Here is a 13,981-nt window from a genome sequence, read left to right as displayed (position 1 = left end):
CTCTAGACACCGGCACGTGCCGTCGCGCCCTGAATCTTGCTCTGTGATTCGCGCCGGCGAACCGGGGGCGGATCACCCCGAAATAAATCGGACAAAACGCCCGCTCCGGCTGATCCGGCGCGGTTTTCGTCATTGTCCCGTCACCAATTTGCTGCAGTGCGGATGCGACAAATCGCCGTCCTGACGTTTTTTTGCATTCTGAATATTGCGTCGCACCATCGCCGTGTGTATAGTTGGAACTGTCTCCTCCATGTCTCCTCCTGATATGGATTAAGCCCGTTCCGCTCTGCGTGAACGGGCTTTTTTTCGTCTGTCGATTGTGCCGCGTTCCGGCCGGCGTCGCAGGCGCGTTGCGTCTACACTCGATGCTCGTCGACTACGAACGGAGCCTGCCCATGAAACCCACCATCCGCGCGATCGATCACATCGTGCTGCGCGTGACCGACATGGCGGCGATGACGCGCTTTTACTGCGACGCCGTCGGCTGTCACGTGGAGAAGGAACAGCCCGATCTGGGCCTCGTGCAGTTGCGCGCCGGCGATGCGCTGATCGACCTGCTGTCGGTTGGCGGCCCGATCGACCGTCCCGACAGCGGCCCGCCCGGCACGGGGCGCAACCTCGATCACCTGTGCCTGCGCGTCGAGCCGTTCGACCCCGACGCACTGATCGCGCATTTCGCCGCGCATGGCGCGCGGCCGGGCGCCCCCGCGGAGCGCTACGGCGCCGGCGGCTACGGGCCGTCGATCTACCTGTTCGATCCCGAAGGCAACATGCTGGAATTCAAGGGGCCGCCGGCCGCGATCGGCTGAGCACGGCCGGTGCGCGGGCCGTCACGCGCCCGCGCGCGCCTTCAGCACCGTCCATTCGACCGCGACCGGATCGTGGTCCGCGCTCGAGATCCACGCCGCGCCGTCCTGCACCGTGCACTGCAGGCGCATCGTGCGCTCCGCGAGCTGCCCAAGCTCGGCCGCGACGCCATCGGCGAGCGACAGCACCTGCACGTTGCGCAGCCGCTCGACCTTGCTGCGCACGCCCTGCCACCAGATATCCGACGTCTTGCCGCCGTACGCGATCACCGTGACCTGCCCGGCGCGGCCGGCCGCCTTCGAGATGCGCCGTTCGTCGGGCTGGCCGGCCTCGATCCACACGTCGATCGCGCCCGTCAGGTCCTTCTGCCACAGATCGGGCTCGTCGACGTCCGACAGCCCCTTGCAGAATTCGAGCCGCTCGTGCGCGAACAGTGCGAACGCGACGATGCGCACCATCATCCGGTCGTCGGTTTCCGACGGATGGCGCGCCACCGTCAGCGCGTGATCGGCGTAGTAATGCCGATCCATGTCGGCAATTTGCAGTTCGGCTTTGTAGATCGTGGATTTCAGCGCCATGCGGATGCGGCCCGGGCGGGCATTCGGTTCGGTCGGGCCGTGATGATACCGAATGCGCGCCGTCCGGCGCGTGTCATGTGTGCCCTCACAGCGCAACGGCCCGGCATGCACCGGGCCGTGTTCGGTTCGCGCCGCCGGCTGATCGGGCCGGCGCGCTCGCGCGTCGTGCGACTGCGCAGTGACTGTGCGGTTATTGCTTGACGAAGCGCGAATCGGCCCAGAGACCCTGCTGGTCGCTGTTGTCTGCGCTGACGAACTGCACGTCGCCCTGGTCGACCGACACCACGCGGAAGCGCTGGCCTTCCGGCACCGACAGGCAGCGGTAGTCGTCGAAGTACTGCTGCTTCGCCTGCGACTTGCCGTCGCGCTCGTGATTCAGTACGGAATCCAGATTGTCTTTCGACAGGCAGCCCCAGGCATTCTTCGTCAGCTGGATTTCCTGCTTCGGCTTGACGGCCGAATCGCCGCCGGCCTGGGCAATCGACACTGCGCAAAATGCGCCGACGAGGGCAAAAAGGATACCGGTACGCTTCATCATTTTTTTGTCTCCAGGCTTGCGGGCACCAGGCTTGGGTTAGCTATGTGTTTAAAGGTGATCGTGAACCCACGTTTTTCACTTTAGAAGACCGGCAAGCGATAGCAAGCACATTTGTTGTGCGATCGCAATAGCGGCGGATTGTCGCACCCCGTGCGCAGCGCGTTTTCCGTGCGGGACCACGCCTGCCGCGTGGTGGACAGGCTCGTGGCGCCGGGCGGAAAGCATTACCCGGCAAGACTTTCAGCAAAGTTACAAGGCGGCGATTGAACGGTTTGGATAATCCATTTCGATATCCGGATCATTTTGATGCGCTGCACATAAAGTCATTCGAAACGATCCGACTTTACCGCAGCGCGGAATCGCATTTACCTGATACAAGAAAAATGCCAGGCATAAGCGCATCCGTATTTATCCGTGTTTCCCCGCATGCATCCTGCGCCCGCGGAGGCCGTGCCGCAGGCGTCTTTCGTCAGCGTGTTTACCCTGCTTTATTCAGGCCGATTTCTGGCGCTCGAAATAATCGCGCTGGAAGATGCACATGCGATAAGCATTGTGATACGCGCCGTTGCCGAAAAATTCTTCCTTCAATTCAGCCTCGTGCTGGAACCCGCATTTTTCGTACACGTGAATCGCCGCCGCATTCGTCGTATCGACGATCAGGTACAGCTTGCGCATGTTCAGTACGTTGAATGCGTACTTGATCGCGAGGCGCGTCGCCTGGCCTGCATAGCCGCGCCCCTGGCATTGCGGCGCGATGATGATCTGGAACTCGCCGCGGCGATGGATGTAGTCGAGCTCGATCAATTCGACGAGACCAACCAGTTCGCCTTGCGCATCGACCGCGACGAAACGGCGCTCGCGCTGGTCGTGCACGTGGCGGTCGTACAGTTGCGACAGTTCCGAGAAGGTTTCGTACGGCTCCTCGAACCAGTAGCGCATGATCTTCGCGTCGTTGTTCAACTCGTGGACGAAGCGCAGGTCCTGGCGCTCCAGCGGCCGCAGCGCAAGCGTGTTGGTATCGTTCTGGAGTTGCATGTTCATGTCCTTTTTGATGCCGGCGCACGTGCGGAACGCCCGCGCGGCGCGGCCGCGTTCGGGCCTGTTCCGCACTGCAAGAAGTTGAACGCCGGCGAAGTTCAGAGCCTAGAATGTGAGCAAGGGTTCCTGCCACCGCAAGGAGGCTATCGTGATCGAGCAAGTCATACTCGGTATTTTTCTCGTACTGCCGCTCGTGATCGTCACGGCGCTGTTTTCCGACGAACTTTGGCAGGAACATCGGCGCCAGCATCCGCGCGACGAAAACGCCCCGCACATCGACTGGAAGCATCCGTGGCGCCGCGTGCGACGCGGGCATTGAGCCGATCGCCGTCGATCCGCGGCACGCGCCGGCCGGGCCACCCCGGGTCGGACAACGCGTAGTGCACCCTTATTCCGCTTCGATCCGATTCCCGCCCAACCCGCGAGACGCCGACGTGAACGACAAGCCCACCCTCCCTCCGCACGATATTCCCAACGAAACGATCGACCTGCAGATCGCCGACGTGCTGGCGGCCGTCCGCTACCCGGCGAACAAGGATGCGATCGTCGATGCCGCGCGCGACGCCGGCGCCAGCAACGAGGTGCTGTCGATGCTCGACGGCCTGCCCGAACAGGACTACGCGGACGTCGACGCCGTCACGCACTGGGTCGCCGGCAACTTCGGCCCGGGGCTCGGCATTTGAGCGCGCGCCAATAACGCGATAGGATCGGGCCGCACCGGTCGCGCCGCGGCCGGGATGCGCGCCGCCCGGCGCAAGAGCGGGCGTTTGCGCACGCGTGTCCGGGGGACTCCATGGAAGGCATCCTGATCCAGCACACGACGCGTCGTCAGCTCTGGTTCGGCGCGCTGACGGCGCTCGTCATCCTGCTCGCGCTCGGAATCGCCGCGCCGCACGCGAACGTCACGCTGCCGGCCGTCGAGCCGTTCATGCCGATGTGCGCGCTCACCGTGTTCACGACCGCGAGCATCGCCGCGTTCTTCCTCGGCGCGCAGTTCACCGTGACGCGCCAGCCCGTGCTCGGCGCGCTCGGCGGCGCCTATGCGTTCACCGCGCTCGCCGTCGCGCTGCAGTTGCTCACCTTTCCGGGCGTGTTCGCGCCGCACGGCCTGCTCGGCGCACGCCCGCAAAGCGCCGCGTGGATGTGGATCTTCTGGCATGCGGGCTTCCCGTGCTTCGTGATGGCCGCGCTGCTCGCGCGCGAACGACTGACGCGCGCACCGGTCGGCGAACAGCAGACGCGCCGGTGGACCGTCGCGCTCGTCGGCGGGCCGGCCATCGCGGCCGCGCTGCTGTGCGCGCTCGCGCTGAACGTGTCGCTGCCGCCCGCGTTCCATCCGCCCGGCGACGCGGCCGTGCTGCCCTTCAACGGCGTCGCGCTCGTCGTGTGGATACTCAACGCGCTTGCGCTCGTGGCCGTGCTGGCCACCGGTCGGCTGCGCACGACGCTTGACCTCTGGCTCGCGATCGCGGTGCTCGCGTGTCTCACCGACACGACGCTGAACCTGCTGACCACGAACCGCTTCACGGTCGGCTGGTACGTCGCGCGCGTGTTCAGCATGTTCACGCCCGGTGTGCTCGTGTGCGTGCTCGCGTGGGAAGTGACGATGCTGTACCAGCAGTTGTTCGAGGCGCATGCAATGCTGATTCGTTCTTCCGCTCGCGACGGGCTGACGGGCGCGTTCAACCGCAGCCACTTCAACGATCATTTCCACACGCTGTTCCTGCAGGCGCGGCGGCAAGGCGAACCGCTGTCGCTGCTGATGGTCGACGTCGATCACTTCAAGGCATACAACGATGCGTTCGGTCACGTGAAGGGCGATGCGTGCCTGATCGCGATCGCAAATGCGCTGGCCGGCGCGGTGAGGCGGCCAGCGGATATCGTCGCGCGTTACGGCGGCGAGGAGTTCGCGATCGTGCTGCCGAACACGGGTGTGCGCGGCGCGCGGGTCGTTGCCGAGGAAGCGCACGAAGCGGTGCTGCGGCTGGACCTCGCGATGCCTGCTTCGCCGGCAGGACGCGTAAGCGTCAGCGTCGGCTGTGCGACCGTGTCGGCCGACGATCTGTCCACGCCCGATGCATTGATCGAAGCCGCCGATGCCGCTCTGTATCGTGCGAAGGATGCGGGGCGTAACAGGGTTGTGGTCGCCTGAATACGTCTGCTGTTTGGGGTATTTGTTAGGTCATTTTGACCGGAATAATGCGCCGTTACGCAATGCGAGGCAGGGATACCAATGCTTACAGCCGGTGTTCGGGGCGCTCGCTATGCTCGGTTTCATATCGAACCCGAGCAGGTGAGCGCCATGAAGAAAACCCTTTTGCTGATTGCCGGCGTCGCCGTGTTGCTGAGCGGCTGTATCGTCGTGCCGGACGGCGGGTATTACGGTGGTGGCGGGTATTACCACCATCATCGGCATTGGGATTGATGCGGGTGGGGGTCCGGACGAGTCGATCAGCATGCTCGCCCATGCTGGATCGATGATCCGGACCGCAACTCAATCAGGCCGGCGTAGTCACTCTGCACGCCAGCAGCTACATTCACCTGGCACGCTGTCGATCGCATTTGCATCGACCGTCGCCCAATCGGAGCCCCACTCCCTTGAGCACGACGTGCTTGCGAAGCATAAGCGCCGAACGTGGTCTGCTAGGGAAGCCGCGCCAACATCCGGTCAAGAAAAGTCGGCGGCAAACTGATTTCGCCAAATGTTGCACCGAACTCGAGCCCTTGGGGGTACATCAATGCCTCCTTCGCCCAATGAAGCTCAACAGGTAAGCGAGACCCGTCCCGATACGTTCGCTCGGCGACGAGGTGCTCGCCCCCCCCCTGTCGTAGAGCCTGAGAACGATCGTATCTCCAAAATAACAGTACCGTGCCCAATAGCCACCGTGCGAAGAACGCTCGATCTTTTGTTCGCGTGAATCGCAAATCGCGCGCAGTTGTACGTCTTTCCAGTAGCTTCAGCCAAACCCGAGGACAGTGACGACGGCAGCCGAAACGAATGCGCGCCGAATGAAAATCCTAATCTCACTCGCAATAACATCAGCCCAACCTCTTGAGCCAGATAAGAAAGCATTCAGCAATCTCACTGCCGAAGCGAGCACGACAACGGGCAATATTATCGTCAGGAGGGCTATCATTAACAACACGCCCGAATCATTAATACGAAGATTCATGTGAGCCGAAGTTTGATGGGTTCCTGCAACGTCACTTAGCAGTAGTCCGAAAAAATAACAAAATCGCCGCCTCGATGATGACGCCGCTACCACTCGCGAAATGAGCCATTCCGGACCGGGTAATAGACATTCCCCGCGACTCGCATATCACCGACCGCAACGGGATATTCTACCCGTGGAATACCCGCTGCGCCGGCCACCGTTGACGCCAGCACAATGATAGCTAACGCCCGACCGCCACCTTGCCAAGAAAAATAAAAAGTCGCAACTCCTTTGAATATCTGCATACCTATCGACGGCCTCACGATCCCGGTGCGCTTAGACGGCCAAGAAAACCCCAAGAATATTTGGCCCCAAACCCAGTCACGTTAACAACGATTTCGAACTAGTCCGATTGATTTTACGGGTGCGATCACGCTAGCGTAACAGGCATCGCGCAAACCGCCCAACATCACCGGATCTAAAATAGAAATGCCATCAAACAAGGAAAAAATTCCCTATTTCACGATAAATAAAATTTTTTGGAAGTGGAAACTCCATGACGGTGCTGATGGATGCAAGATTGTTCCAAACATCTCGTTATCCATGGATAAACCTGCGCCACCGCTTCCGATGCAACAAAAATCGAACGCAACTGAACTCAAACATTCCTCCGCCACGCCCAAGCGCGATTCGCTTGACAAAATGGTTGATGACTTGGAAAGGGCCGGCAAGGCGCTGGCACGCTTTCAAGTTTGGCTAAATGCCTCCCCCCCCTCCCAAACCCGCCATCGTGAAACTAAAAAAGGGCGATCCCGTACCAGCGTTCGATATTCAAGAGATTCCCGCAGCAATGCGCAAAATGTACCTTCCGACATCTGCCAAACTTATGGAGCGATGGTTCTCTGGAAAATTAAATTATTCACGGACTTCTTCGGATGAGTCGTTAGAAATCAATCAATATGGAAAACCATATCCATCCGACATGTATGACATGTCTACCATTAAATTGGATTGGATTCCGCGCTTCCCCCGAGCGAAGCGGCAATTCGACCACCTTATTAATGAAATGATTCGCTCACCAAAATCCAGAATCCAGCTTTACAAACTGCTGATCCCGCATAAAGACTGCGCAGCGCGACTCTACACCGACGACATATGTGGCAATGATCTTCGCGATTTGCACCGAAGATTCCAATTTCAATACTCAAAAGTAGACAGCACGTTTGGGCAGAAAATCGAAACTCAACTAGATGCACAACTTCGCAACAATGGTGTACCTGACGACCTATCCGGAGCACTCGGGTCCTTCAATATCTATGTGGCGCTCGGAAGCGCGCGCTTCTCGTGGGACGTGGATTCACACAGAACAATAGCTGAAGTGACCGGAGTGTGGGTGTATGTGAAAGACAACTATACATTCACCGATAAATCTAATGAGCGATCCCAATACTTAGGACATTGGAGTAGCGACGGCGTCATCATTGTTCCATATAGTGCAATCGCTGCATTCTCGAACTCCGAGCATATCCCATATGTCAAATACGCCGTCGCCAGAGGCGACTCACTCATCAAGGGGAACGTCCACTATCCGGTAGAAAATATCGATTTTAGAAAATGGTCTAAGATACATGACAGAGGCGGCGACTTTATCATCTACTCTGACAAAAAATTCATCCCAATCTCCCCTCCCATAGAAATTTCACTATGATCAAATTCAACAATAAATCATGACGATTTCTTTGAAAATTACTCATACACTGCTCATCATGGCACTGGTTGGTACCTTTGCCTTTGACCGAACGCCTCGAGGGGAAGAGTGTAGAACGTCGACATCTCCAGATGGGATGTATCTTGCCGACCTGTGCCTTTTAGCTTGGGTTCCGGGTGGAGATTCGCGGTATGTTGGTCGCGTATACATCGCACAAACTGGGAGGTTAATAGCCCAGCACACATTCAGCATACCGATTCCCGAAATTTCCTGGAATAGTTATAGCGAGGCCTACGTGTCCTTTTCAAAAGGTGACGGCGGAGATGATTCCGTATATATATCGCTGCCGCCATCGTTTATCGATCGGATGCTAGCGGCCCGTCCGCATCTGTAAAACCACAGTGTCAATCTGACTTGCAGTCGTCACGCGGATGCAGGCACGTTCTATTGCCGGGCGATGGCTGTGCCATTCCCGCCCTGCAATCCTTTTCGCTTCTATTTCCCGATACAGAACCTGCTGAAAATCACCCCCAGTAGATCGTCCGAAGTGAACTCCCCGGTAATCGCATTGAGCTGTTCCTGCGCGAGCCGCAGTTCCTCGGCAAACAGATCCAGCGACTGCGCCCGTTGCTCCGCATGATCCGCCGCCTGCGCCAGATGCTCCTGCGCCGCTCGCAACGCGATCAAATGCCGCTCGCGTGCGAGATACACGCCTTCGGCCCCCGCCTGCCACCCCGCGATCCGCAGCAGTTCCGCGCGCAGCATGTCGATCCCGTCGCCGCGCTTCGCCGACAGATGCACCTCGGTCAGATCCCCTTCCGCCGCCGGATGCTCGACGCAAGCCGGCACGCCGGTCAGATCCGTCTTGTTCAGCACCCGCACCACCGGCACGCCGCCCGGAAACCGCGCGGCGATCGTCTCGTCATCCGGCGTCAGCCCCGTGCGCGAATCGAGCAGATGCAGCACGACGTCCGCGCGCTCGATCTCGCTCCACGTGCGCGCAATCCCGATCCGCTCGACTTCATCCTCCGTCTCGCGCAACCCGGCCGTATCGATGATGTGCAGTGGAATCCCTTCGACCTGGATCGTCTGCGCAACCTTGTCGCGCGTCGTCCCGGCGATCGGCGTGACGATCGCCAGTTCCGCGCCGGCCAGCGCATTCAGCAGCGACGACTTGCCGACGTTCGGCTGTCCGGCAAGGACGACCGACAATCCCTCGCGCAGCAGCGCACCCTGCCGCGCATCGCCGAGCACGTGCGCGAGCTGCGCGCGGATCTTCGCGAGCTTGCCGCGTGCATCGGCGGCCTCCAGAAAGTCGATCTCCTCTTCCGGAAAATCGAGCGTCGCCTCGACCAGCATCCGCAGCGTGATCACGTCTTCGACGAGCGCATGGATCTGCCGCGAGAACGCGCCATCGAGCGAACGCCCGGCCGAGCGCGCCGCCGCCTCGGTGCTTGCCTCGATCAAGTCGGCAACCGCCTCGGCCTGCGCGAGGTCGAGCTTGTCGTTCAGGAACGCACGCCGCGTGAACTCGCCCGGCTCCGCGAGCCGCAGCCCGAAGGCGCGCCCCGCATCCAGGCAGCGCTGCAGCAGCAGTTGCATCACGATCGGCCCGCCGTGCCCCTGCAGCTCGAGCACATGCTCGCCGGTATACGAATGCGGCGCCGGGAAATACAGCGCGATCCCGCGGTCGAGCGGCGCGCCGTGCTCGTCGAGGAACGGCACGTAGCTCGCATGGCGCGGCGCGAGCTTCTGCCCGCACAGCGCGTCGATCAGCGGCAGCGCGGCCGCCTCGCCGCCGCGCCCGAACGACACGCGGACGACGCCGATGCCGCCCCGGCCGGCAGCAGTGGCAATGGCGACGATCGGATCGGAATCGGTAGCGAGCATGGGAATCGGATGAATCGGGTGATCAGGCAGTGAGTGGTGCGCCCGCGCAACAGTTCGGGCATCGGAACGCCGGCATTGTAGCGTGCCGGCTCACACGCCACCGGGCGCCACGCGGGATTCGGATTCACCCGAATTTATCCCACGGGGGATAAGTCGAGTATCAACCCAGCGCGATGACACAGCCACCGTTTCGGACAAGTCTGCCTGCCGGAGCGGCCTGACACTGCGTCCCTCAATTCCGCTGCTCATCCTGCGCAAGTCCGGGATTAGTCCGAACGAGATATGTTTATCTCATATGGTTGTCTGAAAGACGTCGGTGGAATTGCACAATCTCCCCCATGCCGACATCCGAAGAAAAAGCCGCGTTCTCGGAACGCCTGAAATTCGCCCTGCGGCGCAGTCCGGAGAAGGTCGCCGGCGCGACGGAGCTTGCGAACAAGTTCAATCTGCGTCACCGCGGAACGCATCCCGTTTCGCCGCAAACCGCGCACAAATGGCTGACGGGCCGAACGATTCCGACGTCGGACAAACTCGAAACGCTCGCCGAATGGCTGCGCGTCGACCTGCACTGGCTGCATTACGGGCCGTCGCCGAGCGTGATCGAACGCCCGACGCCGCAACCGCTGCCGCGCGACGAACGCTATCCGCCGACGCCCGAAACGATCGAACTCGCGTCGAAGATCGAGGCACTGTCTCCGCATCACCGCTACCTCGTTCAGGAACTGGTCGAGCAGTTCTACGGCGAACCGAAAATCGAAACGAAGAAATCCTGACCGGGAGCGGCTCGCGCATCGCACACCGCGCGCCGCCGCCAAGAAACAACAAAGCCGCATGGGCGAACCATGCGGCTTTGTTTTTTGCGCGCATCGCGAGCGGCTCGCCGCCCGCGTGTGCCAAGGACGTCAGGCCGGTTTCTTCTTGACCCCGCCGAGCTTGCGCGTGATGTAGTACTGCTGCGCGATCGACAGCACGTTGTTCACGACGTAGTACAGCACGAGGCCGGCCGGGAAGAAGAAGAACATGACCGAGAACGCGATCGGCATGAACTTCATCATCTTCGCCTGGACAGGGTCCGGCGGCGTCGGGTTCAGGCTCGTCTGCACGAACATCGACACGGCCATCAGCACCGGCAGGATGAAGAACGGATCGCGCTGCGACAGGTCGTGAATCCACAGAATCCACGGCGCGCCGCGCATTTCGACCGACGCGAGCAACACCCAGTACAGCGAGATGAACACCGGGATCTGGATCACGACCGGCAGACAGCCGCCGAACGGATTGACCTTCTCGGTCTTGTACAGCTCCATCAGCGCGGAGTTCATCTTCTGCGGATCGCTCTTGAAGCGTTCGCGCAGCGCCTGCATGCGCGGCGTGATTTCCTTCATGCGCGCCATCGACTTGTAGCTCGCGGCCGACAGCGGGAAGAACACGGCCTTGATCAGCACCGTCAGCAGCACAATCGCCCAGCCCCAGTTGCCGACGTAGCCGTGGATCTTCTCGAGCAGCCAGAACAGCGGCTTCGCGATGATCGTCACCCAGCCGTAGTCCTTCACGAGCTCCAGGCCCGGCGCGATGCCTTCGAGCATGCGCTCTTCTTCCGGACCGGCGAACAGGCGTGCCTGCACGTCGGCCGACTGGCCCGGGGCGATCGCCGCGACCGGCTGCTTCACGCCGACGCGGTACAGCGCCGGATCGATCTTTTCAGCGTAGATGTCGCGCTTCACGCCCGACTGCGGAATCCATGCCGACGCGAAGTAGTGCTGCACCATCGCGACCCAGCCGTTGTCGGCGGACTTCTCGAAGTTCGCCTTGTTCTTGTCGAGGTCGCTGAAGTCGATCTTCTGGAAGTGCTTCGCGTCCGTATAGACCGCCGGCCCGAGGAACGTGTGCGAGAACATCGGCGTTTCGACGGCCGTGTTGTCGCGGACGAGTTCCATGTAGACCGTCGGCGTGACAGGCGCCGTGCCGACGTTGTCGATCTTGGTATCGACGCCGATCACGTAGCTGCCGCGCGTGAACGTGTAGGTCTTGACGACCTTCACGCCGCCCTTCACCGGCGATTCGAACGACAGCTTCAGCGTGTTCTGGTCGCCCGTCAGCGACGTCGAGCCGGCGTTCACCTGCGTGTAGACGTCGTTGTGGTTCGGGAAATCGCCGCCGAGCAGGCCCGAGCGTGCGAGATACGTGTGGCCGGCCGTGTGGTCGAACAGCGTGATGTACAGGTCGGGCTGCTTGCCGTCGCCCTGCTTCTTCAGCGTCAGCTTCGCGAGCGTGCCGCCGCGCGTGTCGATTTCGCCGTCGTAGACGTCGGTCGAGAACTTCACGAGCTGCGCCTGGGCGGCCGGTGCCGTCGTCGACGGTGCGGTGCCGGCTGCGGCGGCGGGCACTTCACCTGCGGTCGTCGTCGCGCCCGTGCCCGATGCGCCGCCGGCAGCGGCCGCGGGGGCCGTCTGCGTGGCGCTCGGGAAGAACATCGACGGGCGTCCATGGGAACGCTGCCAGTTGTCGTACAGCATGACAGCTGACATGAAGAAGATCACCCATAGGACGGTGCGTTTGATATCCATGCGTTGTCTCAGAGTCGATGGGACCGCGCGTCGGCTTCGCCGCGAGCGCGGGTGTCGGAGTTGGGCGGCGGGACGAGGTCGATGCCGCCCGCGGAAAACGGATGGCATCGGCACACGCGCCTGACGGCGAGATACGTGCCGCGCGCGGCGCCATGATACTGGATTGCCTCGCGCGCGTAATCCGAACAGGAAGGATAAAAACGGCAACGGTTGCCGAGCAGGGGGCTCACGGCAACCTTGTAGAAGCGCAGCAACGCGATCAAGACCGTTTCCATACCTTGGGCGGCGCCGTTCGGCGCCGCGTCAAAACCGGCCGGGCGGGCGCGAACGCCGCACCGGGCACGGATGCGTCACTCGGACGCGGGCTTCGACGCACGGCGGGCGATCTCCCGGACTGCCCTGTCGAGCAGCTCGCGGATTTCGGCCGCGCACATCGCCGCGAGCGGGGCGGAAGCCGCGCTCGGCAGCGCTTTCTTGTCGAAGCGCGTGTGCTGCCGCAGCAGCAGGTCGTAACCGGCGAACTCGGCCCGGCGCAAGCGAAACGCGTCGCGCGCCAGCCGCTTCACGAGGTTACGCGTGACTGCACGCGGCGCATACTTCTTGCCGATGACGAGCCCCAGACGCGCGGGCTGACCGGTCGGCTTGCCGTAAATCACGAAGTGCGCGGAACGCCGCCAGGGGCGCAAACGAAAAACGGATGAAAATTCATCCGTTTTCAGAAGTCGCGCAGCTTTCGGGAAGGCGGCTTTCGTCTGCGACGGATTCGCACCCGGCTCGACGGCACCTTCCGCAGGACTGCGGACGGCGGACACAGCGTGCAACCCGCCTTAGATGGCGAGGCGCTTGCGGCCCTTCGCGCGGCGAGCGTTGATGACCTTGCGGCCGCCTGCCGTCTTCATGCGGACACGGAAGCCATGGGTGCGCTTGCGGCGCGTCACGGACGGTTGGTAAGTACGTTTCATGATGTTCTCACTTGTTCGAGAATGTCGAAATTCAGGGGACCGCGTGCCCTTAACCGGAGGCATTCGGGCGAACGCAATCGCCGGGAATACAGGATTGGTTTTCGCGGAACCCGCTATTTAAACCGTTTTTCTCTTGACGGTCAATACTTTACGCGTCACGCGCCTGTGCCGGCCCGCGCCGATCCGGCCCCGCGACCCACAAATCCAGCCTGTGGATAAGTCCCGCTGTGGCCGCGTTTGGCGTTAGAATCTCGCCTTATCTCCAAGAATCCCGCACGCCGCCCCGGCTCTCGCCTGCCTCTGCACGACTGTGACGCAGGCGTCCGAGGCACGCTCGCACGACCGCTTCGGGCCTTGTTGCGCCACCGCGACAAGGGCGCCGGCGAGCCGCGCTGTGCATGCAAAAAACGACAGCTACTTGATGAACGATTTCTGGCAACACTGTTCCGCACTGCTGGAGCGCGAGCTGACGCCCCAGCAGTACGTGACGTGGATCAAACCCTTGGCCCCGGTGGCCTTCGATGCGTCGGCGAACACGCTGTCCATCGCCGCGCCGAACCGCTTCAAGCTGGACTGGGTCAAGAGCCAGTTTTCGGGCCGGATCTCCGATCTGGCCCGGGATTTCTGGAACGCGCCGATCGAAGTCCAGTTCGTCCTCGATCCGAAGGCCGGCATGCGCAGCGCCGCTGCCGGCGCCACGTCGGCCGCCCCGCGCGCGCCGCTGCAGCCGGGCGGCCC

General features: G+C 61.7%; 17 protein-coding genes. 9 read left to right on the top strand and 8 right to left on the bottom strand.

What is annotated here, in order from left to right; translation table 11 throughout:
* Positions 1–395 precede the first annotated feature (395 nt).
* The gene (locus ACPUER_RS21570; protein WP_034179392.1) at positions 396–809 is read left to right on the top strand and encodes a VOC family protein; all 414 of its coding nucleotides are present in this window, start codon (positions 396–398) and stop codon (positions 807–809) included.
* Positions 810–830: 21 nt separating this feature from the next.
* Here ACPUER_RS21570 and ACPUER_RS21565 read toward each other — a convergent pair whose 3' ends face one another.
* The 3 genes from ACPUER_RS21565 to speG form a co-directional block, all read right to left on the bottom strand.
* Positions 831–1,385, bottom strand: a complete 555-nt coding sequence (locus ACPUER_RS21565; RefSeq protein WP_072437633.1) for a YaeQ family protein — start codon at positions 1,383–1,385, stop codon at positions 831–833.
* 190 nt (positions 1,386–1,575) lie between these two features.
* A complete protein-coding gene (gene sap1 / locus ACPUER_RS21560; RefSeq protein WP_034179393.1) occupies positions 1,576–1,923 on the bottom strand; it encodes a surface attachment protein Sap1 in 348 nt (115 codons plus the stop codon).
* 492 nt (positions 1,924–2,415) lie between these two features.
* Positions 2,416–2,958, bottom strand: coding sequence for a spermidine N1-acetyltransferase (gene speG, locus ACPUER_RS21555; RefSeq protein WP_175963260.1), 543 nt, complete (start codon positions 2,956–2,958; stop codon positions 2,416–2,418).
* Between the two features lie 151 nt (positions 2,959–3,109).
* Between speG and ACPUER_RS21550 the strand changes: the two genes are divergently transcribed.
* The 6 genes from ACPUER_RS21550 (at position 3,110) to ACPUER_RS21525 (ending at position 7,824) form a co-directional block, all read left to right on the top strand.
* Entirely contained in the window at positions 3,110–3,280 is a 171-nt protein-coding gene (locus ACPUER_RS21550) for a hypothetical protein (RefSeq protein ID WP_034179470.1), read from the top strand.
* A 115-nt stretch (positions 3,281–3,395) separates the two neighbouring features.
* Entirely contained in the window at positions 3,396–3,644 is a 249-nt protein-coding gene (locus ACPUER_RS21545; RefSeq protein ID WP_425132063.1) for a DUF2795 domain-containing protein, read from the top strand.
* Positions 3,645–3,754: 110 nt separating this feature from the next.
* On the top strand, positions 3,755–5,113 hold the full coding sequence (locus tag ACPUER_RS21540; RefSeq protein WP_425132062.1) for a sensor domain-containing diguanylate cyclase: 1,359 nt from the start codon (positions 3,755–3,757) through the stop codon (positions 5,111–5,113).
* Positions 5,114–5,263: 150 nt separating this feature from the next.
* Positions 5,264–5,386 carry a hypothetical protein gene (locus tag ACPUER_RS21535; protein ID WP_256260617.1) on the top strand — a complete coding sequence of 41 codons (123 nt, stop codon included), beginning with the start codon at positions 5,264–5,266 and terminating at the stop codon, positions 5,384–5,386.
* 1,219 nt (positions 5,387–6,605) lie between these two features.
* On the top strand, positions 6,606–7,055 hold the full coding sequence (locus ACPUER_RS21530; RefSeq protein ID WP_425132061.1) for a hypothetical protein: 450 nt from the start codon (positions 6,606–6,608) through the stop codon (positions 7,053–7,055).
* On the top strand, positions 6,967–7,824 hold the full coding sequence (locus ACPUER_RS21525; RefSeq protein WP_425132060.1) for a DUF6402 family protein: 858 nt from the start codon (positions 6,967–6,969) through the stop codon (positions 7,822–7,824). The genes ACPUER_RS21530 and ACPUER_RS21525 overlap by 89 nt, the downstream gene beginning before the upstream one ends.
* A gap of 495 nt (positions 7,825–8,319) precedes the next feature.
* Here ACPUER_RS21525 and mnmE read toward each other — a convergent pair whose 3' ends face one another.
* Positions 8,320–9,714, bottom strand: coding sequence for a tRNA uridine-5-carboxymethylaminomethyl(34) synthesis GTPase MnmE (gene mnmE / locus ACPUER_RS21520; protein ID WP_072437636.1), 1,395 nt, complete (start codon positions 9,712–9,714; stop codon positions 8,320–8,322).
* A 338-nt stretch (positions 9,715–10,052) separates the two neighbouring features.
* On the opposite strand from mnmE, the gene ACPUER_RS21515 reads away from it, so the two are divergent.
* Positions 10,053–10,487: a transcriptional regulator gene (locus ACPUER_RS21515; RefSeq protein WP_310135857.1), complete on the top strand. Its 435-nt coding sequence runs from the start codon at positions 10,053–10,055 to the stop codon at positions 10,485–10,487.
* Positions 10,488–10,616: 129 nt separating this feature from the next.
* Here ACPUER_RS21515 and yidC read toward each other — a convergent pair whose 3' ends face one another.
* The 4 genes from yidC to rpmH all read right to left on the bottom strand — a co-directional run bounded on the left by yidC (position 10,617) and on the right by rpmH (position 13,243).
* On the bottom strand, positions 10,617–12,281 hold the full coding sequence (gene yidC / locus ACPUER_RS21510) for a membrane protein insertase YidC (RefSeq protein WP_425132059.1): 1,665 nt from the start codon (positions 12,279–12,281) through the stop codon (positions 10,617–10,619).
* Between the two features lie 8 nt (positions 12,282–12,289).
* Positions 12,290–12,556, bottom strand: coding sequence for a membrane protein insertion efficiency factor YidD (gene yidD / locus ACPUER_RS21505; RefSeq protein ID WP_009694594.1), 267 nt, complete (start codon positions 12,554–12,556; stop codon positions 12,290–12,292).
* Positions 12,557–12,631: 75 nt separating this feature from the next.
* Positions 12,632–13,093 (bottom strand): ribonuclease P protein component, encoded by a 462-nt coding sequence (gene rnpA, locus ACPUER_RS21500; protein WP_031401531.1) that lies wholly within the window; start codon positions 13,091–13,093, stop codon positions 12,632–12,634.
* A 15-nt stretch (positions 13,094–13,108) separates the two neighbouring features.
* On the bottom strand, positions 13,109–13,243 hold the full coding sequence (gene rpmH, locus ACPUER_RS21495; protein ID WP_004198824.1) for a 50S ribosomal protein L34: 135 nt from the start codon (positions 13,241–13,243) through the stop codon (positions 13,109–13,111).
* Between the two features lie 421 nt (positions 13,244–13,664).
* Here rpmH and ACPUER_RS21490 point away from each other — a divergent pair.
* Positions 13,665–13,981, top strand: a 317-nt coding sequence (locus ACPUER_RS21490; protein WP_425132058.1) for a DnaA N-terminal domain-containing protein, incomplete at its 3' end; no start/stop codon positions are given.

The organism is Burkholderia sp. DN3021 (assembly GCF_049805555.1).
Lineage (GTDB): Bacteria > Pseudomonadota > Gammaproteobacteria > Burkholderiales > Burkholderiaceae > Burkholderia > Burkholderia pyrrocinia_C.
This window is presented reverse-complemented; position numbering and strand designations above follow the sequence as displayed.